Origin of the sequence: Bradyrhizobium sp. 1200_D9_N1_1 (assembly GCF_052075915.1) — a bacterium.
Lineage (GTDB): Bacteria > Pseudomonadota > Alphaproteobacteria > Rhizobiales > Xanthobacteraceae > Bradyrhizobium > Bradyrhizobium diazoefficiens.
Map to the genome: position 1 here is coordinate 8,218,965 of NZ_CP197226.1, position 22,660 is coordinate 8,241,624.

A 22,660-nucleotide genomic window follows, 5' to 3' on the forward strand; every position below is an offset into this window, starting at 1 on the left:
GAAGCGCAGCGTCGCGCGCTCGCCCTTGCCGACAACCGCATCGCGCTGTCGGTGGTCCGGCGGCTCGTCGGATACGGGCGCTTCGACGGGGGCGAGACGGCCCGCGTGATGGCACGTCTCTACGCCGCGGCGCGCCTGCTGGTGAACTTCTTCCAGCCGTCATTCAAGCTCAAAGAGAAGCGCCGCGAGGGTCCGCCCACGGCGACATCAACCCCTGAGTCGCGCTTGCAGTGCCTGCCGATTGGCAACGACGTTGCTGAGGTTCAGCTGGTCTGGCTCCCGTCCTTGCGCCAATTGCCTAACCAGCTCCCGCGTGCCGTCCACGACAAAGACGCCGCAATCATAAGTGTTCTGCTGCTGGGCCATGCCGGCGGGCTGCAGGGCGAGGTTCAGCCTTTCTGCGAGTTGTCTTGCATGCGTCTCGTTGTATCTCCCGTAGGAATCGTAGTGATAGGCGACAGGCCGTTGCCGGTTGCTGCGATCAACGAACAGCAGCGACCAATGCCTGCCGCGGTCCGTAGCACTGGCATCGTTCACTGGCAGCAACAGGAAGTCGGCTGTATCGTTATCACGCCGATCATGGACGATGCGATGGAATACGCGTAGCACGTCGCTCTCCGCGCCCAGGCGCAGCCGCAGCGCTTCGAGGGGATCTACGAACCGCGTCCGGGCGGCGAGATCCGAATCGCTCCTCTGCAAATCCAGCTCCTGAAGCTGGTAATCCCTGAGGATATGCTCGTCGCCCAGCCATTCCGTGTGCTCGAGCACCAGCCCGCGGTTGTGGGACAAGGCTATCGGATTCAACGCCCCGATCTGAGCATCGGAGGAGGTGATCGGAAACCGCCGCACGATATCGTCGCGCAATGGGGACGGTGCGGGCGCGGTCAGATCAACCAATGGAAGACCGTCGTAGGTGTCTGAACGAGCCCTGGCAGAAGGCGCTGGCGCAAAGTGAGCACTGTCATCCAACTCGGCCGCATCCGGATCAAGCAGTGCCCCAAACCCACGATAGAGATCCTGAGCCCTGGCAGTTGATGGTGATGCCGGTTCTTGCATCTGCCGCGCAAGCTCCTCGCTCAACCACGCCAAAGCGTCATCGTCCGAGTGGGCGGACACCGGAGAAAGCCCCTGCGGCGAGCCGAGCTGTCGAGCGCCCTGGTGATGCCCCGGTACCGGGCCGGCAAACGGCGGCGGAAAGCCAGGCGCCCGGCTCCAAGCATTGTCGCGCAACTCAAATGATGTGGGCGAATTCGGATTAAACGATACCTCAAGACCGCCGTAGGTGTCTGAGCGAGCCCTGGCAGAAGGCGCTGGCGCAAAGTGAGCACTGTCATCCAACTCGGCCACATCCGGATCAAGCAGTGCCTTAAATCCACGATAGAGATCCTGAGCCCTGGCAGTTGATGGTGATGCCGGTTCTTGCATCTGCCGCGCAAGCTCCTCGCTCAACCACGCCAAAGCGTCATCGTCCGAGTGGGCGGACACCGGAGAAAGCCCCTGCGGCGAGCCGAGCTGTTGAGCGCCCTGGTGATGCCCCGGTACCGGCCCGGCAAACGGCGGCGGAAAGCCAGGCGCCGGGCTGCAAGCATTGTCACGCAACTCAAATGATGCGGGCGAATTCGGATTAAACGACACCTCAATACCGCCGTAGGTATTTGAGCGAGCCCTGGCAGAGTGCGTTGGCGCTGCTTCCACGGTCGGCCGGGCAGGTTCCTGCCCAGCTTGGACTATGTCCTGCGCCTGCTCAGGAGGAACCTCGGGCCACGATGGGCCGTCTTCCACCATTAAGCGCAGATCCTGATCGTAACCTTCCGGGAGGACCAATGGCCGACTGACAGCTCGCTGCCGCGCGCTGTGCTGCGCAGCGGCGCCCCCGACGTACGTCGCGACCGCATGCGGCGCCGTGACATCTTCGTAGCCGCTCCGCAGCAGCATCGGCTGCGTCTCCCATGACGACGTACCCTGTTGATGGGTAGGCGCCGGTGTCGGCTGGCCGCCTGAATTGGCGATCTCGCTCAGCTGCCGCTCGCCGGCAACGCCTTGCGGATTGTTTAGGGTCCTCTGCCTCTTCGCTGGCCTCAACTCAGCTGTGTCATGCTCATCGTTGATGAGGACCTCCTCGCTTGGCAGGCGGTTGCTCCTGGCAAGCGCAGCCATCGGCTCGTCCGGGGACTGCTGGCGGTCGGGCTCTCCGGGATCCGGTGCCTGGTCATGGCGCGCGGCTGGCTCGAGAGATGACGACGAGCGGGGTTCGTCCATCAGCCCCAAAAGCAAATCCTGATCGCGGCCTTCCGCGGGAAGCTCCTCTGGCCGACGGCCAGTTTCCTGCGACGCGCTGTGCTGCGCAGCGGCGGCGTCGACGCGCCTCGGCTCCATCAGTACCGTGTCTTCGGGATTGATAAAGGCCACGTTCTGGGGGTGAGGATTCAGCTTAGCGCGTCGTGAGATCGGCACTTCGCCCGTCGACCGCAAGGTCCGGAGATAGTCGATTGCCTGAACGAGTCTCTTTGGATTACCCTCTCCGGTGAACTCGAGCACCTCACCGCCATCGGTCAGCGACTTATTGTCGAGCCGATCACGAATGCTCGGTTTTTCTTTTGCGAAAAGCCAACGGCTAAAGCTACGAAGAGAACCTCCGTGCTGCTCGGCAGCGGATTTGCTGAACCCGCCCTTGATGAGGGCCCTCTCAAGCCCCGAAATAAGGGGAGCATCCACGGAATAAAGAGGCTGCTTCCTCTTCCCTATCACAATCCAAGTTGACTGCGGCGCCGAGGACGACGCGCCGGGTTCATCCATCAGCCCCAAAAGCAAATCCTGATCATGGCCTTCCGCAGGAAGCAATTCCTCTGGCCAACTGCCACCCTTCTGCGACGCAATGTGCTGCGCAGCGGCGTCGCCGACCCGCCTCGACTCCCTCAGGGCCGCCTCTTCGGGATCAATATGGCGCTCGTGCTCCATCGCCTCAGCGCCGGCCTGCGATTTTCGGAGACGAGCCAGTGCGGCACCAATCCTGGAATCAGCACCGGCGACCTTCCTATAGCTCTCGACATCTCCATCAAACGACGTGCCGAGCCCAGCAGCAATGCCCGGCCTGTTGTTGTCACGCAGGTAGTCGCTGAAACTGCGAAGAGCAGTTGCATCCTTCCTGCTTGCATCCTTCTTGCCGGTATCTGTCGCTGCTTCGTTTTTGTACTCTTCGATGAGAGCCGCGTCCTGGGGATAAGGATGCAACTCAGTGCGGCCTGCGATCCGCACGACTCCGCCCGTCGACTGCGAGGTTCGGAGATGAACTATCGCCGCAAGAAGCCTTAAGGGATTACCCTTTCCGATGAACTCGCGCGCATCAGCGGTCAGTGACTTTTCGTCGTCGAGCCGAGCAGCAATGGGATCTTTGTTATTTGCGAAGAGCCAGTGGCCAAAGCTGAGAAGAGTACGTACATAGCCCCTGGCAGTGCGTTCGGCGGCGTTCCCATTACGGAGGGCCTCCTCAAGCCCCGAAATAAGGGGAGCATCCTCGGTATGAAGAGGCTGCTTGTCGTGCCCTATCAAAATTCCAGTTGACTGAGCCGGCTGCGGCGCCGAGGACGACGGGCCGGGTTCGTCCATCCGGCCCAAATCCTGATCGTGGCCTTCCGCAGGAAGCAATTCCTCTGGCCAACTGCCAGCTTTCTGCCACGCACTGTGCTGCGCAGCGGCGTCGCCGACCTGTCTCGACTCCATCAGGGCCGCGTCTTCGGGATCAATATGGCGCTCGAGCTCCATCGCTTTAGGGCCCGCCTGTGATTTTCGGAGATGAGCCAGAGCGGCACCGATCCTCGAATCAGCACCGGCGTCCTTCTTATAGCTCTTGACATCTCCATCCAGCGCCTTGCCTGAAAGCCGACCAGCAATGCCCTTCTTGTTGTTTTCACGCAGGTAGTCACTGAAACTGCGAAGAGCCGTTGCATCCTTCCTGGCTTCTTCCTTCTTGCCGGTATCTGTCGCTGCTTCGTTTTTGTACTCTTCGATGAGAGCTGCGTCCTGGGGATAAGGATGCAACTCAGTGCGGCCTGCGATCGGCACGATTCCGCCCGTCAACCGCGAGGTCCTGAGATGGTCTATTGCCCTAAGGAGTGTCGCGGGACGCTTTTCGAACAACTCGCGCGCATCAGCGGTCAGTGACTCTTCGTCGTCGAGCCGAGCAAAAATGCTCTTTTTGTTATTTGCGTAGAGCCTCTGGCCAAAGCTGCGAAGAGAAGATAGATAGTTTCGGACGGTGCGTTCGGCGGCGCTCCCATTCCGGAGGGCCTCCTCAAACCCCGCAATAAGGGGAACATCCTCGGAATGAAGAGGCCGCTTCTTGTGCCCTATCGCAACCCCAGTTGACTGAGCCGGTTGCGGCGCCGAGGACGGCGGGCCGGGTTCGTCCATCGGACCCAAAAGCAAATTCTGATCATGGCCTTCCGCAGGAAGCAATTCCTCTGGCCAACTGCCAGCTTTCTGCAACGAACTGTGCTGCGCAGCAGCGTCGCCGACCCGCCTCGACTCCTTCAGGGCCGCGTCTTCGGAATCAATATGGCGCTCGAGCTCCATCGCCTTAGCGCCCGCCTGCGATTTTCGGAGATGAGCCAGAGCGGCACCGATCCTTGAATCAGCACCGGGGGCCCTCTTATAGCTCTTGACATCTCCATCCAACGCCTCGTCTGAAAGACGAGCAGCAATGCCCTTCTTGCTGTTTTCACGCAGGTAGTCGCTGAAACTGCGAAGAGCAGTTGCATTCTTGCTTGCATCCTTCTTGCCGGTATCTGTCGCTGCGTCGTTTTTGTACCCTTCGATCAGAGCTGCGTCCTGGGGATAAGGATGCAACTCAGTGCGGCCTGCGATCGGCACGATTCCGCCCGTCGACCGCGAGGTCCTGAGATGGTCTATTGCCCTAAGGAGTGTCGCGGGACGCTTTTCGAACACGCGCGCATCAACGGTCAGCGACTCTTCGTCGTCGAGCCGAGCAGCAATGGGATCTTTGTTATTTGCGAAGAGCCACTGGCCAAAGCTGCGAAGAGAATATAGATTATTTCGTGCGGTGCCTTTGGCGGCCCCGCCCTTGATGAGGGCCTTCTCAAGCCCCAAAATAAGGGGAGCATCCTGGGAATAAAGGGGGCTTTTGCTGAGCCTTCTCAGAATCCCTTTTGACTGAGCCGGCTGCGGCGTCGAGGCGGCCGGCATTGCTCCATCACCTTCACCTGAACTGCCGATCTCGCTCAATTGCCGCTCAAAGGTCGCCGCGGCTGCGGACGGAGCCGCGGGTGAGCTCTCTTGCGGGCCCGTGCTGTCCGATTGTTCACGCACCCGCTTGGTCGAGGGGAAATCCATCCGTTCTCACTTTCAAAATATGAACCAGGGCTTCGATCTGGCATGCTGGCGATCAGCAACAAACCACCCTTTACAGCCCTCGATAGACCCGCACCGGGAGCATCTGCGGATTTCACGGATCGTGAGCATCGATTTCGCGCGATCGTGAGCACTGAATTCAGACGATCGTGAGCAGCCCGCTACGGCCGATGGGAGATAGAGTCAGTGTTCTGGTTGGCCGTCAAGGGTGATGGTTTTGGCGCTGCGTTTTCGCATGCTTTCTCCGGTGAGCTGGAGGCGGTGGGCGTTGTGGACGAGGCGATCGAGAATGGCGTCGGCGACCGTGGGGTCCCCAATGGCTCCATGCCAGGTGTCCACGGGAGCTGACTTGTGACGATGGTGGATGCGCGGCCATGTCGGTCCTCGAGGATTTCGAGCAGATCGCGGCGTTCCGCGGCGGTGAGCACCGATAGTCCCCAATCATCCAAAATCAGAAGCTGAGCGCGGCCGAGGCTTTTGAGGAGCCGGGCGTAGCGTCCGTCTCCGCGCGCGAGCGCGAGCGCCTCGAACAGCCTTGGAACGCGATGATAGAGGACTGATCGGTTGTCGCGGCAGGCCTTGTGGCCGAGCGCGCAGGCTAACCAACTTTTGCCCAGGCCGGTTGCCCCGGTGACGAGCAAATTCTCGTGGCGATCGATCCAGCGACCTTCGACGAGTTTGGCGAAAACGGCGCGGTCGATGCCCCGCGGGGTGCGCAGATCGACGTCCTCGACGCAAGCAGTCTGGCGCAGTGCGGCGATCTTGAGGCGCGTGGTGAGCCGCCTGGTGTCGCGTTCGGCGGCTTCGCGGTCGACCAACAGGCCGATGCGATCTTCGAACGGCAGGGCTTCGAGATCGGGCGATCGGCGCTGCTCCTCGAAGGCCTTGGCCATTCCGGTCAGTCGGCGCCGTAGCTTTTGACGAGCGCCAGAATGCCAAGGCAGGTTCGAAAGCCTTGTTCTGGATGGGGCCGGGCGTCGATCACGGCCTGGAAAAACGCTGCTGTCGAAGGACCGATCCGCTCGCCGGCGGCGATCACCGCGGCGGGGGTCCATTTGCCGTAGCGGCGATGGGCGCTGGGCATGTGGTCGGCGATGGTGGTGTGTCCGCGTCGGTTGGGCGCGCGGGCATGGCTGGCGATCCGCTGGCCCTTGTGGAAGATCTCGACCGTCCGATCGTCGATACGGGCATCGACCAGCTCGCCAATCAGACGATACGGCGCGGAGTACCAATGGCCGTCGACCTCGACATGATAATCGGGAGCGAGGCGGCAGCGCTTCCAGCGTGCGAAGGCATAAGGCTGATCTGGCAGCGGGGTTAGCTTGGGTTTGTCGAGTTCGGCAAACAGTTCGGCGCGGCTTGAGCCGAAGCCACGCATTTGACGAGCATTGAGTTCGTCGACGAGTGTCTTGATGGCGGCGTTGAGCTCGGCCCGGGAAAAGAAGCGCTGATTGCGCAGCCGGGCCAGAATCCAGCGCTGGGCGATTTGCACCGCGACCTCGACCTTCGCCTTGTCTTTTGGGCGCCGCGGCCGTGCGGCGAGAATGGCCGTGCCGTAATGGCTCGCCATCTCGGCATAAGTGCGATTGAGGCCGGGATCGTAGCGGTCGGGGTTGCTGACGGCGGCTTTGAGGTTGTCGCAGACCACGAACGTCGGCGTTCCGCTCAAAAACGTGAACAAGTTGACGTGGGCCCGGATCCAGTCGGCCAAGCTCTCGCTGGGGCAGGCCTCGGCGTAGGTGTAGTTCGAAGCGCCCATCGCCGCGACGAACAGCTTCATCGGCTGCACTTCCCCGGTCAGGGGATCGACGATGTCCATGGTGTCGCCGGCGAAATCCACGAACACCTTCTCGCCGCCCAGATGAATCTGCCGCATCGAAGGTCGGACCCGCCCCTTCCAGGCCTCGTAGGTAGTGCAGAACCACGTGTACCCGAAACCGTCGGGATTAACGGCGCGATACTCCTCCCAGAGCAGGCGACGGGTTACGTTGCGCCGGCGGAGCTCTTTATCGATGTAGCTCCAGTCGGGCACCGGCCGCTGCGGGCTCTGAGACGCTGGTCGTGGGGCCGGGAAAAGCAAAAGCTCCAGGTCTTCATCGGTCATTCCCTCCGGAAGCGGCCAGCTCAACCCAGCAGAGCGGGCGCGGCTCAGGTAGCTGTGCACAACGCCGTTGCTGACGCCCACGCTCCGCGCGATGGCCCGCTCTGGCAGGCCTTGAAAATGTTTTAACCGAAGGACTTCCTTGATCCGGCGCATCGACAATCTCTGGGTAGGCATTGGACTTCCTCGTTAACCACGAGGTCATCCCTAAGCCGGTTGAGTTGTCGGCCGAAGCGCTGCAAGGCTCCGAAAGCCTTGCTCACGATCCCGCGAAACGCGCAGTCCTCGGCCGAAACTGGCCGAGGTTCATAGTAGACCGTGCTGCGAGCCAGCTTCAGGACCTTCGCCTGGCGCACGATAGAAAGATCATGACCGCGGTCGATCATCGCTTTGCGCTCAGCAGGCCCGCCTTGGTGAGCGCGCCGGACAAAAAATCGTTTTCCAACGCCAGCTCGCCGATCTTGGCATGTAACGCCTTCAAATCGACCGGCGTCTCGGCCGATGTCTTGTCATGCCCAAACACGCCGGCGGCGCCTTCCAGGAGCTGGTTTTTCCAGATCGTGATCTGGTTCGGATGAACATCAAACAGTTGCGCCAGCTCCGCCAGTGTCTTGTCTCCTTTGACCGCAGCCAAAGCAACCTTCGCCTTGAATGCCGGAGAATGCGTCCGGCGGCTCTTCTTCGTCATCTTCGCTCCTGATTCGCAGCAAGAATCCTCGCCGCTGTCAGGCAGAAAATCCACTCAAGCTACTGTCCGAATTTGCGGGGCCAGCTCTATAGTTTCCATTCATTCGCGCAGACCCCCGAGCCACAGCTGTAGCAGCGGCATTGGAGGCGGGCAATTGTGCATCATTCTCGTTGAGCTTCAGCGCCAACTCCACCAGACGGCGGAATCGCCAGTTTGCGGCCATCTCGAGGCACCCAGGCAGACTTGACTTACAATGCAGATGCATTACATTGGGATGTCGTGACGACGCAAGGAGCCGCTATGGCCAAGACCGCCGAAATCCTCGAGATCCCCGCGACCATCACAGACCGCGGCCAGACGACCGTGCCCGCCGCCATCCGCAAAATGCTGGCCCTGGGAAAGCGCGACCAGGTCGTGTTTCGGGGGCTCGCTGACGGCACCGTTGTGATCGCGAAGAAGCAGTTGAGCGCCGACCACGGCGATCCGGTGATCGGCACGTTCCTCGCGTTCCTGGCCCGCGACATGGGGAGCGAGCCAGCCCGGATCCGGCCGGTGCCGAAGTCGCTGGTCGCGCGCGGCAAGGGCTTGGTCAAGGGTGTTAAGGTCGATCTCGACGCGGCGCTGCCGGAAGACGATACGTGAGCGACGACACCTTCGGGGTTAACGGTTGGACGGTCTACGCCCATCCGCTATTTCTCGACCAGTTCGAGACTATGATCGCGGCGGTCGAGAAGGCGCGCAAGAAGGATCCGAAGGGATACAAGAAGAAGCGCGCCGCGAAGCTCCTGTCGGCTGTCTTGAAGGTGGCGTTCGACGACATTCCGAGTGACCCAACGCGTGACGTCTATCGGCAGGGCGGCACTCTCGGCGACGAGTACAAGCACTGGTTCCGCGCGAAATTGCTGCAGCAGTTCCGCCTGTTCTTCCGCTATCAGCAATCGGCGGACGCCAAGATCATCGTTCTCGCCTGGGTGAACGACGACTCGACGCTGCGCGCCTACGAGAGCGCGAACGACGCCTACGCCGTGTTCAGGAAGATGCTGGACCGCGGGAACCCGCCGGACTCGTGGAACGAACTCGTAGCCGCGGCCTCGACTGGCGAATCCAAGACGCGTCTATCGCGCTCGACGCGCGGGAGATGACCCCAGCTGGCCTCGTTCGGCCGCGACCGCCCGCTGATCCGGCCCGCGCCGCCGGCACCGGTCTGCAGCGAGAGACACGATTCGGCCAGGAAGAGTCCGTGAAATGCCCACCATCCAGCTGTCGGCTACGCCCAAAGGCAGCGGCGAATGCGCCGACTGTCCGGCGACATCATCATCAGCATTCCACCTGTTAAGCCGTGTAGACGGAGGCGACATTTCAGCCCTCCGATGCGGGTGAACCGGTTCGTGTTCCTCAACCTTCCAATACTTCAGCCTCGATCCCCTTTACCTGCGGGCATCAATGCACCTCCGACCTGCCCGCGGGTTCCCGTCACCAGTATCCGCCCGTACAATGGAAGTTTTGGATGTCGGCAAGCAGCGGCGCGGCCGCGTCCTTGGCCGAGAGCGACGGCTTTTTGATACCCCAGTTTATACCGATCACCGGGTCGTCCCAGCGGATCGAAACCTCGTTCTCCGGATTATAGAAATCATCGCATTTGTAGAAAAAGTCCGCGGTCTCTGAGAGCACACAACGAAACCGTGCGCGAATCCGCGCGGAACCCATAGTTGCCGCCGGTTATGCTCGCTTAATTCGACGGCAACGTAGCGTCCGAAATTCGGGCTCCGGACGCGGACGTCGACCGCGAGGTCGAGCACCTTGCCCCTCATTGATGGATGTCCAGACAATCGGACTCGCGGCGCACTAAGCGGAGTTGAGTGAACGCTAGTGAGGCTCGCGACAATTAACTACAGTCGCCTTAAGATCGTGGAGCATGCCCGTGATCCCGTCGATGAGCTCGTCGATTTGATCCTTGTTGACGATCAGAGGTGGGCATATCGACAATGCATCGTCTACATTCCGCACGATGATCCCTCGCTCGTGCAGCAACCGGCTCGCAATGCTGCCAACATCGCCCGGAGTAGTAGCGGCGACTTTCCGTTTCTTGTCCAGCACCAGCTCGATTGCCGCAATAAGGCCAACGCCACGGACCTCCCCAACGAGTGGATGGTCAACGAGCGTGCGCAGCCGTTCCTGCATGTAGGCCCCGATGCGGCCAACGTTCGCAATCAGACCCCGCTCCTCGATGAGTTTGAGGTTTTCGAGCGCTACGGCGGCTCCGACCGGGTGACCACCGCCCGTGAAGCCATGAGCCAGCAGTCCAACCTTATTGCTCTCGTCCGCGATTGGTTCGAACATGTAGTCATTCATTATGATCGCAGATAACGGAAAATAACTGGACGTGAGCTGCTTCGACACCACGATTACATCGGGCGCGATGTTGTAGGTTTCGCAACCGAACATTTTTCCTGTCCGGCCAAAGCCGCAAATCACCTCATCAGCGACCAAAAGGATGCTATGCTTTTTTAGCACACTTTGAATTTTGTCCCAGTAAGTCGGCGGCGGAACGATGACGCCGCCCGCGCCCATGACAGGCTCACCGAAGAATGCTGCAATGGTATCGGCACCTTCGCGCTGAATCAGCGACTCGAGCTCCTCGGCCCGACGCGTAGCAAAGGTCTCCTCCGATTCGCCCGCACGGCTGTCCTTGTAGAAATGGGGGGAGCCCGTGTGCATAATGTTGGGGAGCGGCAGATCGAAAGAGCGGTGGTTGTCTGGAAATCCGGTCAGGCTTGCCGCACCGATCGTGACGCCGTGATAGCCGCGCAACCGGCTGATGACCTTCTTGCGCTGAGGCTGGCCCGCTGCATTCGATCGATAGGCGATCAGCTTCAACACCGTATCGTTCGCTTCCGAGCCGGAATTTGTGAAGAACACCTTACTCATTGGCACCGGAGACATCTTCACCAGCTTCTCGGCAAGCGCGATGGAAGGCCCATTCGATCGTGATGCGAAGGTATGATAGAATGGCAGGATTTGCATCTGGCGATGCGCGGCTTCGATAAGCCGCTTTTCGCTGAAGCCAAGACCCGCACTCCAGAGACCGGCCATCGCATCGAGGTAGCGTTTTCCTGCCGTGTCGAAGACGTAGGGGCCCTCGCCGCGTTCAATTATGAGCGGCCCGGCCCGTTGGTGCGACCGCGCGTTGGTATAGGCGTGAAGCTGATAGGCCACATCTCGGGCCTGTTGAGAACTGGGCAGCATGGTCGGCGTCACATCATCGGTTCAGAATTGGATAGGGACCGGAGCATCATGTGGGGAAGCGCCGGTCCGTTTCCGGCTTCTCTGGGCCTTGCGATAGTCGTCGTTGACGATCGCTTTAAAGGGATTCGCTTTTGCCTATGCCTGACCACAGGCTTAACTGGCGGCGCGACGCACTGTCTGGAAGTGATCACAGAAAGGTGACGATGTTCAGCACGACAAAGCGTCGGATTTCCGGGACGCGTTAGTCGCCGACGGGAGCTTCCATCAAACTGCCGGCGGCGTTCAGGCCGTAGAGAGTCGGTGGTCGTAGCGCCGTGGACCGCGGTTACGTATTCGAGCCCACCACGTTCAGGCCGTCCGCTCCGCTAAAGGCCAGCGTGTCATGTGTGTTTAGCACGTTATCCCAGCTGCTGCCGCGCGTCGTCACGGACTGGTTGGGCTCCGAGCCAACACGCGTGATGAGTAACACTGTAAGCAACAACCCGCTCTGATTGACCAGTTTCTTGTGGGCCATCAGTGATCTCCTTGATCTGGTCGGTGTCCCGGCTTTGCGCGGTGATCTGCGACCGAGTTTGCCCCAGAATACCTTAACTCGTTGAGTTGGTCGCCTGCCAAAGCTTGTAGGCTCACTCCCAACCGGCACCGTCAAGTTAACGAATAGGGGTGGCCGATGGGGTAGACGACCGGCATGCCGACCGCCCGGGCCCCTCTTTATCGCCGCCATCGCTTCCCACCGGAAGTGATCAGCTATGCCGTTTGGTTGTATTTCCGGTTTCCCTTAAGCTTGCGCATGGTCGAGGAAATGCTGGCGGCGCGTGGCATTGGCGTGACCTATGAAACCGTGCGCCAGTGGGGACGGAAATTCGGCAAGCCGTTCTCCGATCGGATCCGCCAGCGCGCTCCCGCCCGCGGTGACAAATGGCATCTGGACGAGGTCGTTATCTCGATCGCGGGCGAACAACATTGGCTCTGGCGCGCTGTCGACCAGGATGGCTTCGTTCTCGACGTCTTGATCCAGCGCCGAAGAGACTCGCGCGCTGCGCAGCTTCTCATGAAGAAGCTCTTGAAATCCGCCGGCACGCCGCCGCGCGTGATGATCACGGATAAGCTGCGTTCGTACGGCGCTGCGAGGGCGAAGATGGGCTTTCACGTCGAACATCGCCAGCACAAAGCTCTCAACAATCGGGCCGAAAATTCTCATCAGCCGACGCGAGCGGATCATGAAGCGTTTCAAATCGTCCCATCAGGCTCAACGCTTTCTGTCAGTTCACGATCAGGTCGCGAACCTTTTCCACATCCCCTATGCCGGAGCCGCCACCGCCGACTTCCGTCGTGCTTCGCGCGAGCGAGCCTTTGCGACTTGGCGCGAGATCTCCATGACAAGCGCTATCGCCGAATCTCGACCTCTGAGAATCGCCGCCTTCGGCTCGGCGGTCGATTAAGTTGACGATGCCGTTCCGGGATGCGTGGGGCGAACCGGCGCAGCGGTTCGACCTCGGGCAACCCAATCTTCCAGCCGAATTTGTTGCTCCCTATGCCGAGGCGTTCCGGGGGCATCATGCATCGTCGTCACCTAGCACGCGTCACCAATGCTGGAAAGCACTGAAGTTCTTTGCCCGCTTTCTCGCCGATAGCGGCAGGGTTCAGGCGCCGGCCGATTTGACGACCGAATTGTTCGGCCAATACATCTTATGGCTGGACGCCTTGCCTTCCCGAACCGGCAAACCCTGTGCTCAGCTTTCGCGCTTACTGGCGGCAAGCTAACGGCAATCCATCGTTGCGTCCGTTTCTTGACCTGCGTCGTGAACGCTATGACCGAGGTGCGAGCTGAGTGTATTTCGCCGTGCTTTCGCGAAGGCGCGGTCGGTCGCCATGCGACGCTCGATCATCGGCGCAATCAGTTTAGCAGGCTCGGTCCGCGTCATCAGACCTACGCTATGCGTCAGGATCTCGGCGTAGCTTCTGAGATCCCTAAAGACCGCCGCCGGCAGCTCGGTCGTGAGCTTGACTGGCTTGTCGTCTTCAAGCGGCCCAAGCTTGAGCTTCGTCATGGCGCTCCTCCATTGCTGTAGGGCGCCAGCACCAAATCGCGCGTGCCGATCACGCGGACCGGAAACCTGGCCGGATGGTCAGCGTCGGCTGGATGTTGAGCTGACGCTGCACGACCAATTGGCCGGTCTGGCTGATGCTGATGGACGCACCGCTACGGATCGCTTGAACGAGGTTGTTCTCATTTGGCTCGTGCCGCCTCTGCTCCGACGCTGAGCATGGTCGAGAGAACGGCGGCCTTGAATAGCATGCCCCAGTGGTTGTCGACATCGTCCTCGAGTCCGGCATAACCACCACTGTCGGCGCCCGGCTGGCGCTCCAGCACGATCGAGTTGCCGTCCGGTATGATGATGCGAGTCCAGACCAAGAGGATTCGACTCTGGCCGTCCGCACGGCCGCTTTTTAGGCGATGATCTGACTGGCGTGGGCGCGCTCTCGGTGCAGTTTGGGCTTTGCTTGAACTAGGGTCCAGACTCAATTGAGCCAATATGCGACGAGAGCGGCGAGATGAACAGCGGCCAAAAAATTACGGGCGAGCTTGTCATATCGCGTGGCGATGCGCCGGAAGTCCTTGAGCCTGCAAAAGCAGCGTTCGATGACATTTCGTCCTTTGTAGGCGCGTTTGTTGAAGCGATGGATGACGACACGGTTAGATTTATTGGGGATTACGGGCTTGGCGCCGCGACGAATGATTGCGCCGCGAAGCTTGTCGCCATCATACCCTTTGTCGGCGAGGAGCACGCTCATGGGTGGCGCGAGCGCCAGGACATCGGGAGCCGCAGCGATATCGGCATCCTGGCCTGGAGTCAGATGCAGGACGACCGGCCGGCAGAGCGGATCGCTCAGCGCATGGATTTTTGTCGTGCGGCCTCCGCGCGAGCGGCCGATTGCTTGATTGTGCTCCCCCCTTTTCCGCCGGAGGCACACCGGTGAGCTTTAATCGAGGTCGAGTCGAGCGACAGTACGACGCCGTCTTCGCCAGGCTTGGCCAGCGCTTCGAAGATTGCGCACCATCGTCCTCGCTTGGCCCAGCGATTGAAGCGATTGTAGATCGTCGTGTAAGGGCCGTATTCACGTGGACAATCACGCCATCGTGCACCCGATTGCAGCATGTGAATGATGCCGCTGACGATGCGTCGGTCGTCGTCCCGATCCGGCCCCGTCAGTCCCCTCGGCAGATGCGGTTCGATACGCGCCCATTGCCTGTCGTTCAGCCAAAACAAACCAGCGCGCATTCTCTCGCCCCCGAATCAACACGTAGGCAAGAGAATCACGTGGCGCTATTTAGGTACAGACCCTAGAACATGTCTCCGCGCAAAGCGCTCGATGGAGTCGAGCGGGTTCGCTCAAACGGCGCAATTGCCTTTCCCTAGAAGGTTTCGATCGACTAGGAATTGTTTTCAGACTCGAAGACAGCGTTCGATCATACTGGCCAGCCCGCTCAACGCGTAGCAGATCACAAAGAATATGCTCAGCACGCCCAGATAGATCTCGATGGCGTGTGAGTCTCCGGTTCCGACATACGCTAGTCTTTCTATCATTTGACGCGCCGATCCCAAGAGATCCGACACCCCAACAACGGACGTCAGTGCACTCGCCTGGACGAGAACGGTGAGCTGCCCGACGTAGGGCGGCAACGCACGCCGAAATGCTTGTGGCAAAATGACGAACACAAGCGCTTCCGTTGCGCTCAAGCCAAGCGCTCGGGCGCCCTGCTCTTGGCGATGTGGAATTGAATCCAAGGCGCCTCGAAAGACCTCACCGATGTTCGCCCCGCCCCAGAGCCCCAATCCGATTATTGCGGCCGTGAGTGGGCCCGTGCGGAGACCAATTTGCGGAAGGGCAAAGAACACGAAGAGGAGTATCATAAGCGACGGCACGCCGCGGAACAACTCAACGTAAAGCCGTCCGACAAAGCGCGCGAACGTGAGCGTGCTTTGCGACAGCGCCGCGATCAGGAGACCAAGGATTGTCGCCAAAATGACGGTGAGCAGCGAGATCCACAAAGTAACCAAAAGGCTCTTACCAAGGTAAAGGGTGACAGGCCAAACCCAGTTGGTCATTTAACTACTCCCAGCCCCGGAACCGCGAGCCTGCGCTCGAACGTACGAGACAAAGCGCTTAGGATGCTGCACACCAGCAGGTACATGAGACAAGCGATTCCGAAGGTCTCAAACACTTTAAACGTATCTGACACGATCCGGTTGGCGACATAGGTCAATTCCTGATAGCCGACGACGATCATGAAGGAGGACGACCTGAACTGCGTGATCGCCGTGGTTGTTGTTCCGGTGATCGCGATGCGCAACGCGATCGGGAGTGTGATGTCAAGAAAGGTCTGGAACGCCGGCAAGCCGAGAGCGCGAGCTGCCGTCACTTCGCCTTTCGGCACAGCTTCGAATGCGGCCCTGAAGACCTCCGTTTGATAAGCACCGCCCCACAATGCGAGCGCTAGCCAGGAAGTCTCGAACGGCGTCAGACGGATGCCTATGTCGGGTAGCGCGTAGAACAGAAAGAGCTGGCTCCGGAAATCTGGACAGGGCGATGAGTGGAGTTTCTGCCTGACGGCGGGCAAGATTGTCCCGCGAATCAGGAGAGACGATGAGCAGACGAGCCCGCCGGCAGCACGCACTCGCATTCAAGGCCAAGGTGGCGTTAGCGGCGATCAAGGATCAAGGGCGAGATGACGCTGGCCGAGCTGGCTGAGCATTTCGACATGCATCCGAACCGGATCACGCAGTGGAAGTCCCAGCTTCAGGAAGCGGCGGCCGAGGTCTTTGGTCCTCGCGGTGGCAACAGAACGAGCGAGCCCGCGGGGGACGTGAAAACGCTGCACGCCAAGATCGGGGAGCTGACGCTTGAGAACGATTCCTAAGAAACGGCAGCATCTACTTTCGGCTCCAAGGGCAGGTGAACAAAGCCGAATGCCTTGGCACGCCGCTGCAAATTGTTGACCACTCGCGTCCGGTAGCGCGTCTCGTAGGACGAGGCCCCGGGATCGACATAGTCCATTCCGTATCGCACAGCATTGTAGAACAGAACTGCGATCTTCCGGGCCGTGGCGGTCACGGCCTTGGTCTTGCCAAAGCACTACTGCCGCTTCACAGCATAATGGCTGATCAGCCGTCGCAGTTCAGTTTCCGCCGCTGCGGTTGAACCAATACCTCGCTCAGGCAGTTGCTTGATCCTTCGATCTGGATGAAGGACCGCGTGGTCAAGCAGCAGACGCCGCTTCACAGACTGAGGCCGCGTTTGTTGAGCACCGTGTCCCTCAGAGCACCCTTGATCTCGCGAGCGATGTCCTTGCTGACCTGGGGTCCGAACTCCCGCTCGGCATCCGCAACGACATCGGCCTCAGCGCCGATCAGTCCCGCTTCAACGAGCTTTTGCTTCAGTCGGCCCGGGAACTCCTCCTCCAAGGCATCGGCGAGCTTTTCCTCCATCGTGGCATGGTGTTCCGGTTCAATGCGGAGCACCACATCGTCCCAAGGTTTCCAGTCCGTCGCCAAATAGTCGGCGAACCCCGTCGCCTCCTTGCTCCGCACAGACGTCTCAGCCCTGTCAATGTCTTCCTCGGTGAGGTGAGAGTCGTAGAAGTAGTTCATGTCCGGGGCGATGTGCTGCAGCCCCAGCCGCTCGCGCAGCGTGGCCTGATAGGCAAGGTAGACCTCGATTTCGTCGACGTTGTTGATGGTGCCGCCTGTGCGGAGCGATTGGACCTTCTCGCGCGCGATCCCCCCCAGTGCCTCCAAGCGGAACATGACACGGCCTAGATCAACGAGGGCCGCTACCCCCTCGTTATTGTCATAGAGCCCGTTCTCGACGTTGGCGATCAGGCGCGCGGTTTGCATGCCGTTCCAGGTCAAAGTTCTGCGATCCGCGCAGCTCTCGTTGGCGTCAAGAGCAAGCTGGAAGTACTGCGCGCGCAATTGCGGGTTGGCCGCTGCCTGCCGCAGATCATTGGCCACCCCCTGCTGGAATCCTTCGTTCCCAGAGTTCACGGTATTCCGCAGCCCGTTGAGGAAGTCTGCGTATTGCTGGGCACCGGGTTCTTCTGCAAAGCTCTGCCACTTGGCCACCACCTCGGGATCGCCCTCCTTCGGATCCCCGTTGAGCCAGTCCGCTACTGCCTCGGGAAGAGACTCCGCAGCTACTGTCTCGAGAGGAAACGGCGCAACGGCGGCGTCCTCCCACTGATCTTCGTGCGTCTCAGACAAATCAAAGACGACCCTCGGGCCGGCATACCCATCGGTACTTTGGATTGTGTCCAGGTTCATCAGCATCTCCTGGGGCAGCGGATTGCCAGACACAACCACCTCCGCAGCAGCCCCCAACTGCGTTAGCAAGCCCGTGGGTAGGCTGGTTAGCTGGTTATCGTTAAGGTAAAGTCTTCCGAGACTGGTCGGGAGAGTCTCGGGCAGGCTCGTCAATTGGTTTACACCAACGTCAAGGCTTCCGAGACTGGCCGGGAGAGTCTCGGGCAGGCTCGTCAATTGGTTTACACTAACGTCAAGGCTTTCGAGCCTGGCCGGGAGGGCCTCGGGCAGGCTCGTCAATTGGTTGTTGCCGACGTTGAGGCCCTCGAGCGCGGCCGGGAGGGTCTCAGGCAGGCTGGTGAGCCGATTGCTCCACACGTCCAGCAAGGCGAGCCCGGCCGGAAGCGCGGGCAAGCTGACCAACTGATTCCCATTAACATTGAGCGAATTGAGCGCGTCAGGGAGAGTCTCGGGCAGACTGGTCAGCCGGTTGAAGGACGCGTCGAGCGAGTGGAGCCCGGCTGGAAGTGGAGGCAGGCTGGTGAGGCGCAGCATTGCAAGATTCAGCTCGCCCTGATTCCAAGCATTCACTCGCCTTACAGCCTCTTGTCGATCCTCGAGCGGGTTCTGCCCCTCTTCGGCAGCCCACTCCTCCAGCATCTGGTCGTGCCCCCCCTCCGCAGGAGCAGAATCCCCGAGATTTGCCGGATCGTCAGCGGCGAGCACCGCGTGGGTCAAGACTCCAACCCACTGCGCCTCCTCACCTTCCCGGTCCTCGCGGCCGGAAGATTCGGTGCTGCCATTACCGCGCTGAGCCTGCCCTGCATCAAAGGGATCCATTTCCTGCTCCTTGTCGGACTGAGCAAATTATGCGACCTCTCGGCCCACATCGAACGTTGCAGCCTCTAAGACATTTAGCTTACGTCGAGCTGACGAGCGTTGAACCATGTTGAGGAAGCGATCTGCGCAATTTGTGAAGGAGTTCGGCTTCGATTCGGTGCAGCCTTTCGGCTTGAGCCAGATGAGGTCAGAGGGTACCGTCAAGTTAACGAATTGGAGCGGCGGAGGGGGTAGACGAGCGGCATGCGGACTGCCAAGGACCCTCTTTATCGCCGCCATCGCTTCCCACCGGAAGTGATCAGCTATGCCGTTTGGTTGTATTTCCGGTTTCCCTTAAGCTTGCGCATGGTCGAGGAAATGCTGGCGGCGCGTGGCATTGGCGTGACCTATGAAACCGTGCGCCAGTGGGGACGGAAATTCGGCAAGCCGTTCTCCGATCGGATCCGCCAGCGCACTCCCCCTCGCGGTGACAAATGGCATCTGGACGAAGTCGTTATCTCGATCGCGGGCGAACAACATTGGCTCTGGCGCGCTGTCGACCAGAGTGGCTTCGTTCCTGACGTCTTGATCCAGCGCCGAAGAAACTCGCGCGTTGCGCAGCGGCTCATGAAGAAGCTCTTGAAATCCGCCGGCACGCCGCCGCGCGTTATGATCACGGATAAGCTGCGTTCGTACGGCGCTGCGAGGGCGAAGATGGGCTTACACGTCGAACATCGCCAGCACAAAGCTCTCAACAATCGGGCCGAGAATTCTCATCAGCCGACGCGGCGACGCGAGCGGATCATGACGCGCTTCAAATCGTCCCGTCAGGCTCAACGGTTTCTGTCCGTTCACGATCAGGTCGCGAACCTTTTCCACATCCCCTATCCCGGAGCCGCCACCGCCGACTTCCGTCGTGCTTCGCGCGAGCGAGCCTTTGCGACTTGGCGCGAGATCTCCATGACAAGCGCTATCGCCGACTCTCGACCTCTGAGAATCGCCTCCTTCGGCTCGGCGGTCGATTAAGTTGACGATGCCGTGCCAGGACACACCGTGATCAAACAGACGTCAAGCGCCAATTAAAGCGCCGCAGAGCTGCGCTTACGATCAGCGTCGAACCGATGAGTTTGAATCACCAATGTCATCTGGTGGCGCCTGCATCGGCGCGATCGATGACCCAGGCCACCATGTAGCCCTTGGCCTGCTCGCCTCCACGTGCATCGGCGATCTGTTCTTCTTGCCCGGCGGAATCCTGAATATCCGAGTGCTCGAGCATGGCCTTGCCCATGTCATGGATAGGCACGAAGGCCTCAGACTCCGCGTTGCCCGAACCGACGATGGTCTACGTCTGACAATCGGACCTTCCGTGGCCGAACGCCTCGTGGAGGAGATCGATCTTGTCGGAATGACCGGCCTAGAATGCCGGCCTTACCGCAAGAACGACCAGGCGTTTGTCGAACAGAAGAACGGAGCCGTGGTCCGAGAGATGGTCGGTTACATTCACGCGCGTATGGTAGTTTTCAATGCGCCGTTTTCTTACAACCTTACGACCTTAGATTTGAAGATCGCTCTCGCGAGTTTTGGCCTGCATCTCTTTGAGCCGTGTCAACTCCGTTTCGCAAGGCTGGGCTGTCTCGGTCAGCTCAGCGCTTCCATGCTTGACAGCCCGTACGTCTTAAGGGCCCCTCCAGCTTTGCTCCGATAAAGCGACGCGAGCGCCAAAGCGGGACCCAATCGCCTCTTTCAATTGGCATTGCCGGAATGCCGGCTATCCTGTAAACGGGCCGCGCACCGTTGCCGGCCGTCTTTGAGCGGTCGCCCGCAGCGGGGCCTGTAGCTCAATGGTTAGAGCCGGCCGCTCATAACGGTCTGGTTGCAGGTTCGAGTCCTGCCGGGCCCACCAGTGAGTTCAAATTGTGCGCGGACACCGAAAGAGCGACTCGATTCCTCTATAAGAGTGACTCGATCGCCTCCTTTAAGAGTGACTCGATTTCATAGGCCGCTGATGCTGCACGGTTATTTCGACTGATTTTTTCTGACGACCAGGCGCGAGCGCGAAGGAGTCAAGGGGGGTCTTTTTGACTTTGCGCAGCGTCAAATGCGCCTGGCGGTCGCTGTGCGCGTAGCTCAAGTCCCCGGTAAGAGTGACTCGATCCCTAGCTTTAAGCTTTAGGAGTGACTCGATTTTAAGCGCGCGGCGCCCGGACCGGAAGCAAGCTCAAATCCCTGGGTACCAGAAAAATGGTGCCATCGCGTTCGACCAGATCTCGCTTAGCCTTCTCCAGCGCAAGCCGGCGAAGCAGGTCCTTGTGTCGATCAAATGCTTGAACCATCTCCTCGGAGCCAGGCCGAAGACCGCGCTCTTCGATATCTTCAAGAGTGTCGCCGTGGACTCTGCAGATGACAATCCTCCCGTCGGTCACAACGCCAAACTGAACCGTCGCTCCCTGCGCCTCGAAGGCTTCGTGGACAAACAGATCCGGACGACGAGCACGTGTCTTTTCCGGCTGGAATAGCGGAAAAGTTCGCAATGCTGCGAGCGCATCCTCCTTCGATGCGAACAGCGCGGGGTTGTGATAGAAGCGAATGAAATACTGCAGCTCTTCGCGTTCGTAGGTTTCCTCGGAAACGATACCAAGGAAGTGGACTCGCTCTCGAAAGAGCCGCGCACCCCGCATCCGGTTGCGCGCATCAAACGCGCCGGCAATTGGAAATTCTCGCCCGTCATCGGCGATCCATCGATACCTCGCCCATTCAGGCACGGCGTCCGCACCATAGGCTATCTGCCGGCAATCCCAACGATCAATCTGTCCGAAAGTCCGAGCATCAACGACCAGCATTGATCGCCTCGCGCCGTCTGGCGCGGGGAACTTGGACGGCTGCCCGTCATTCTGCGCTTTGCCGACGATCCTCTCGATCCCCTTCAGTGTCTCTCCTTCGGGACTTTGCTTCCGCAGATCACTTCGGCGCTGCCGCTCCGCCTCGTCGAGCTGAGCCTCGTCAGCCGTTGGCGGCGCAGGCGAAGAGAGCGACTTGCCGAAGGTCGATCCTTCCTCCCAGGAGGCGGCCTTCGCCGCGTCTGTCTCGTCGAACGAGAGAAGTTCGACGTTCCAAACTCCGCAGGCGAAATCAACGCTAGTCTCACCGACCCCCGCCGCATATTCGTATACCGGAGTGATGCCGCAGTCATGCAGCGCCTGTCCGAAGCGCGCCTCGAACAGCGCGGACATATTTTCCGTGGTTAAACCACCGCCATCTTCGATCCGGTTGAGGAGCAATCTCGCCCAAGGCAACGGCCGAAGGGTCTCAATAGCTTCTGCGGTGCTCACCGCTTCCGTCGTGGTCAGTTCGGCGAACTTGATCACGCTCCCGTTCCTCGGCTGATCGCAGTACCATCAGTCGGTCCGGCCTTTTTCAACGGACATTCGCGCATGGTACCACAGCACGCTTGGCCGCGAAGCCCGCGCCAATATTCGGCGACCTTGATGCGCCTCCAGTGCTCGAGCACGACCGGACAGCCCTGACCACAACGATGGCACTCTCTTCGAAGAAGAGGTCGCCGGTGCCGATCGGTACGACCGCAGATACATGCGCTTCGTCCGTTCCGCAGCATTCCGGTCTTCTGGTTGATCTTGGCGAGCCCGGACGCGATTGGTCCCGATCCGAACGCGACAGCTTCGCGGTAGACTGACTGTAGCCCGAGCTGGTCGGCGGCACGCTCGGCGGCGAGTTCTATCTCGGCGGCTTCACCGTGAGATAGCTGCGCTTCGCCAGGCCAGAATCCGGCTTCTGCTGCGGTCTCCTGGCACAGAATGAACACGTGCAGCTTTTCCCACCAAGCAGTGGCGCTGGCCCCCGTTATGCCGTCTCCCGCACGTAGTCCGATGCAAAAGGAGCCGTCGGGATTGATATGACGCTCCGGGCAGCAGGCCGGCAAAGTGCCGCCCACTGGCCGCTCAAATACCGCGATCTGGTCTGCAACCTGCACGACCCTTAGCTCGAAGACCCTGGTAAACGCACCACTGCTACGCGTTGCGACGACGTCCACCTGCGCCTCAAACGCATGGACGGGGCGGAAATCCGCCCACGTCGGACAGCAGCGAGCGAGCGCGACCAGGGACATGCTCTGCGCCA

The 22,660-nt window shown here is 60.2% G+C and carries 17 protein-coding genes, 1 tRNA gene and 7 pseudogenes; 7 read left to right on the top strand and 18 right to left on the bottom strand.

Annotated elements, in window-relative coordinates:
- Positions 1-207 precede the first annotated feature (207 nt).
- The 4 genes and pseudogenes from AB5K84_RS38820 to AB5K84_RS38835 all read right to left on the bottom strand — a co-directional run.
- On the bottom strand, positions 208-5,349 hold the full coding sequence (locus AB5K84_RS38820; protein WP_441232743.1) for a Ulp1 family isopeptidase: 5,142 nt from the start codon (positions 5,347-5,349) through the stop codon (positions 208-210).
- A 201-nt stretch (positions 5,350-5,550) separates the two neighbouring features.
- Positions 5,551-6,260, bottom strand: a pseudogene (gene istB, locus AB5K84_RS38825) (IS21-like element ISFK1 family helper ATPase IstB).
- 8 nt (positions 6,261-6,268) lie between these two features.
- Positions 6,269-7,645: pseudogene (gene istA / locus AB5K84_RS38830) on the bottom strand (IS21-like element ISFK1 family transposase); the annotation flags it as partial.
- A 98-nt stretch (positions 7,646-7,743) separates the two neighbouring features.
- Positions 7,744-8,156, bottom strand: a pseudogene (locus tag AB5K84_RS38835) (transposase); the annotation flags it as partial.
- Positions 8,157-8,456: 300 nt separating this feature from the next.
- On the opposite strand from AB5K84_RS38835, the gene AB5K84_RS38840 reads away from it, so the two are divergent.
- On the top strand, positions 8,457-8,798 hold the full coding sequence (locus AB5K84_RS38840) for a type II toxin-antitoxin system PrlF family antitoxin (RefSeq protein ID WP_014498004.1): 342 nt from the start codon (positions 8,457-8,459) through the stop codon (positions 8,796-8,798).
- Positions 8,795-9,298, top strand: coding sequence for a type II toxin-antitoxin system YhaV family toxin (locus AB5K84_RS38845; RefSeq protein ID WP_011084500.1), 504 nt, complete (start codon positions 8,795-8,797; stop codon positions 9,296-9,298). Before AB5K84_RS38840 ends, AB5K84_RS38845 begins: the two co-directional genes overlap by 4 nt.
- Before the next feature lie 331 nt (positions 9,299-9,629).
- Here AB5K84_RS38845 and AB5K84_RS38850 read toward each other — a convergent pair whose 3' ends face one another.
- From AB5K84_RS38850 to AB5K84_RS38865, 4 genes are all read right to left on the bottom strand, one after another.
- The gene (locus AB5K84_RS38850) at positions 9,630-9,827 is read right to left on the bottom strand and encodes a dTDP-4-dehydrorhamnose 3,5-epimerase family protein (protein WP_018648901.1); all 198 of its coding nucleotides are present in this window, start codon (positions 9,825-9,827) and stop codon (positions 9,630-9,632) included.
- On the bottom strand, positions 9,737-9,967 hold the full coding sequence (locus tag AB5K84_RS38855; protein WP_244651854.1) for a dTDP-4-dehydrorhamnose 3,5-epimerase family protein: 231 nt from the start codon (positions 9,965-9,967) through the stop codon (positions 9,737-9,739). Before AB5K84_RS38855 ends, AB5K84_RS38850 begins: the two co-directional genes overlap by 91 nt.
- Positions 9,968-10,022: 55 nt before the next feature.
- Positions 10,023-11,402: an aspartate aminotransferase family protein gene (locus AB5K84_RS38860; RefSeq protein ID WP_035668747.1), complete on the bottom strand. Its 1,380-nt coding sequence runs from the start codon at positions 11,400-11,402 to the stop codon at positions 10,023-10,025.
- Positions 11,403-11,727: 325 nt separating this feature from the next.
- Positions 11,728-11,916 (bottom strand): hypothetical protein, encoded by a 189-nt coding sequence (locus AB5K84_RS38865; RefSeq protein WP_014498007.1) that lies wholly within the window; start codon positions 11,914-11,916, stop codon positions 11,728-11,730.
- A 174-nt stretch (positions 11,917-12,090) separates the two neighbouring features.
- On the opposite strand from AB5K84_RS38865, the pseudogene AB5K84_RS38870 reads away from it, so the two are divergent.
- Positions 12,091-12,844, top strand: a pseudogene (locus AB5K84_RS38870) (IS6 family transposase).
- Between the two features lie 7 nt (positions 12,845-12,851).
- Positions 12,852-13,166: a hypothetical protein gene (locus tag AB5K84_RS38875; RefSeq protein ID WP_011084497.1), complete on the top strand. Its 315-nt coding sequence runs from the start codon at positions 12,852-12,854 to the stop codon at positions 13,164-13,166.
- Here the strand turns inward: AB5K84_RS38875 and AB5K84_RS38880 are convergent.
- The 5 genes and pseudogenes from AB5K84_RS38880 to AB5K84_RS38900 form a co-directional block, all read right to left on the bottom strand.
- Positions 13,163-13,453: a DUF2274 domain-containing protein gene (locus tag AB5K84_RS38880; RefSeq protein ID WP_011084496.1), complete on the bottom strand. Its 291-nt coding sequence runs from the start codon at positions 13,451-13,453 to the stop codon at positions 13,163-13,165. The two genes, AB5K84_RS38875 and AB5K84_RS38880, sit on opposite strands and share 4 nt — an antisense overlap.
- Positions 13,450-13,851 (bottom strand): annotated as a pseudogene (locus AB5K84_RS38885) (TrbI/VirB10 family protein); the annotation flags it as partial. The gene AB5K84_RS38880 and the pseudogene AB5K84_RS38885, both read right to left, overlap by 4 nt.
- A gap of 74 nt (positions 13,852-13,925) precedes the next feature.
- Positions 13,926-14,686 (bottom strand): IS5-like element ISBj2 family transposase gene (locus AB5K84_RS38890; protein ID WP_110115815.1). Its coding sequence is split into 2 segments (ribosomal slippage): positions 13,926-14,347 and positions 14,347-14,686, totalling 762 coding nucleotides; the frame shifts between segments, so codons are not numbered across the junction.
- Between the two features lie 165 nt (positions 14,687-14,851).
- The gene (locus AB5K84_RS38895) at positions 14,852-15,514 is read right to left on the bottom strand and encodes an amino acid ABC transporter permease (protein WP_011084494.1); all 663 of its coding nucleotides are present in this window, start codon (positions 15,512-15,514) and stop codon (positions 14,852-14,854) included.
- Positions 15,511-16,026 (bottom strand): ABC transporter permease subunit, encoded by a 516-nt coding sequence (locus AB5K84_RS38900; RefSeq protein ID WP_028176066.1) that lies wholly within the window; start codon positions 16,024-16,026, stop codon positions 15,511-15,513. The genes AB5K84_RS38895 and AB5K84_RS38900 overlap by 4 nt, the downstream gene beginning before the upstream one ends.
- Before the next feature lie 26 nt (positions 16,027-16,052).
- On the opposite strand from AB5K84_RS38900, the pseudogene AB5K84_RS38905 reads away from it, so the two are divergent.
- Positions 16,053-16,320 (top strand): annotated as a pseudogene (locus AB5K84_RS38905) (transposase); the annotation flags it as partial.
- Positions 16,321-16,322: 2 nt separating this feature from the next.
- On the opposite strand, the pseudogene AB5K84_RS38910 reads toward AB5K84_RS38905, so the two are convergent.
- Together AB5K84_RS38910 and AB5K84_RS38915 are read right to left on the bottom strand one after the other, a co-directional pair.
- Positions 16,323-16,535: pseudogene (locus AB5K84_RS38910) on the bottom strand (IS110 family transposase); the annotation flags it as partial.
- A 149-nt stretch (positions 16,536-16,684) separates the two neighbouring features.
- Complete coding sequence (locus AB5K84_RS38915) at positions 16,685-18,547, bottom strand: NEL-type E3 ubiquitin ligase domain-containing protein (protein ID WP_011084490.1); 1,863 nt, start codon at positions 18,545-18,547, stop codon at positions 16,685-16,687.
- A gap of 243 nt (positions 18,548-18,790) precedes the next feature.
- On the opposite strand from AB5K84_RS38915, the gene AB5K84_RS38920 reads away from it, so the two are divergent.
- Positions 18,791-19,552 carry an IS6-like element ISBj7 family transposase gene (locus tag AB5K84_RS38920; protein WP_178372804.1) on the top strand — a complete coding sequence of 254 codons (762 nt, stop codon included), beginning with the start codon at positions 18,791-18,793 and terminating at the stop codon, positions 19,550-19,552.
- 115 nt (positions 19,553-19,667) lie between these two features.
- Here the strand turns inward: AB5K84_RS38920 and AB5K84_RS38925 are convergent, their stop codons facing one another.
- On the bottom strand, positions 19,668-19,829 hold the full coding sequence (locus tag AB5K84_RS38925) for a hypothetical protein (RefSeq protein WP_162131541.1): 162 nt from the start codon (positions 19,827-19,829) through the stop codon (positions 19,668-19,670).
- 524 nt (positions 19,830-20,353) lie between these two features.
- Between AB5K84_RS38925 and AB5K84_RS38930 the strand changes: the two genes are divergently transcribed.
- Positions 20,354-20,429: transfer RNA gene (locus AB5K84_RS38930), tRNA-Ile, on the top strand.
- Positions 20,430-20,712: 283 nt separating this feature from the next.
- Here AB5K84_RS38930 and AB5K84_RS38935 read toward each other — a convergent pair.
- Positions 20,713-21,891: a DUF1488 domain-containing protein gene (locus AB5K84_RS38935; protein WP_011084487.1), complete on the bottom strand. Its 1,179-nt coding sequence runs from the start codon at positions 21,889-21,891 to the stop codon at positions 20,713-20,715.
- Complete coding sequence (locus AB5K84_RS38940; RefSeq protein WP_011084486.1) at positions 21,888-22,649, bottom strand: E2 domain-containing protein; 762 nt, start codon at positions 22,647-22,649, stop codon at positions 21,888-21,890. Before AB5K84_RS38940 ends, AB5K84_RS38935 begins: the two co-directional genes overlap by 4 nt.
- Between the last annotated feature and the right edge of the window lie 11 nt (positions 22,650-22,660).

What these genes read in the sequence shown, in the direction of transcription:
- AB5K84_RS38820 (WP_441232743.1), bottom strand. Translation starts at nt 5,349, where the DNA reads ATGGATTTCCCCTCGACCAAGCGGGTGCGTGAACAATCGGACAGCACG.
- AB5K84_RS38840 (WP_014498004.1), top strand. Translation starts at nt 8,457, where the DNA reads ATGGCCAAGACCGCCGAAATCCTCGAGATCCCCGCGACCATCACAGAC.
- AB5K84_RS38855 (WP_244651854.1), bottom strand. Translation starts at nt 9,967, where the DNA reads ATGAGGGGCAAGGTGCTCGACCTCGCGGTCGACGTCCGCGTCCGGAGC.
- AB5K84_RS38860 (WP_035668747.1), bottom strand. Translation starts at nt 11,402, where the DNA reads ATGCTGCCCAGTTCTCAACAGGCCCGAGATGTGGCCTATCAGCTTCAC.
- AB5K84_RS38865 (WP_014498007.1), bottom strand. Translation starts at nt 11,916, where the DNA reads ATGGCCCACAAGAAACTGGTCAATCAGAGCGGGTTGTTGCTTACAGTG.
- AB5K84_RS38875 (WP_011084497.1), top strand. Translation starts at nt 12,852, where the DNA reads ATGCCGTTCCGGGATGCGTGGGGCGAACCGGCGCAGCGGTTCGACCTC.
- AB5K84_RS38880 (WP_011084496.1), bottom strand. Translation starts at nt 13,453, where the DNA reads ATGACGAAGCTCAAGCTTGGGCCGCTTGAAGACGACAAGCCAGTCAAG.
- AB5K84_RS38895 (WP_011084494.1), bottom strand. Translation starts at nt 15,514, where the DNA reads ATGACCAACTGGGTTTGGCCTGTCACCCTTTACCTTGGTAAGAGCCTT.
- AB5K84_RS38915 (WP_011084490.1), bottom strand. Translation starts at nt 18,547, where the DNA reads ATGGATCCCTTTGATGCAGGGCAGGCTCAGCGCGGTAATGGCAGCACC.
- AB5K84_RS38920 (WP_178372804.1), top strand. Translation starts at nt 18,791, where the DNA reads ATGCGGACTGCCAAGGACCCTCTTTATCGCCGCCATCGCTTCCCACCG.
- AB5K84_RS38940 (WP_011084486.1), bottom strand. Translation starts at nt 22,649, where the DNA reads ATGTCCCTGGTCGCGCTCGCTCGCTGCTGTCCGACGTGGGCGGATTTC.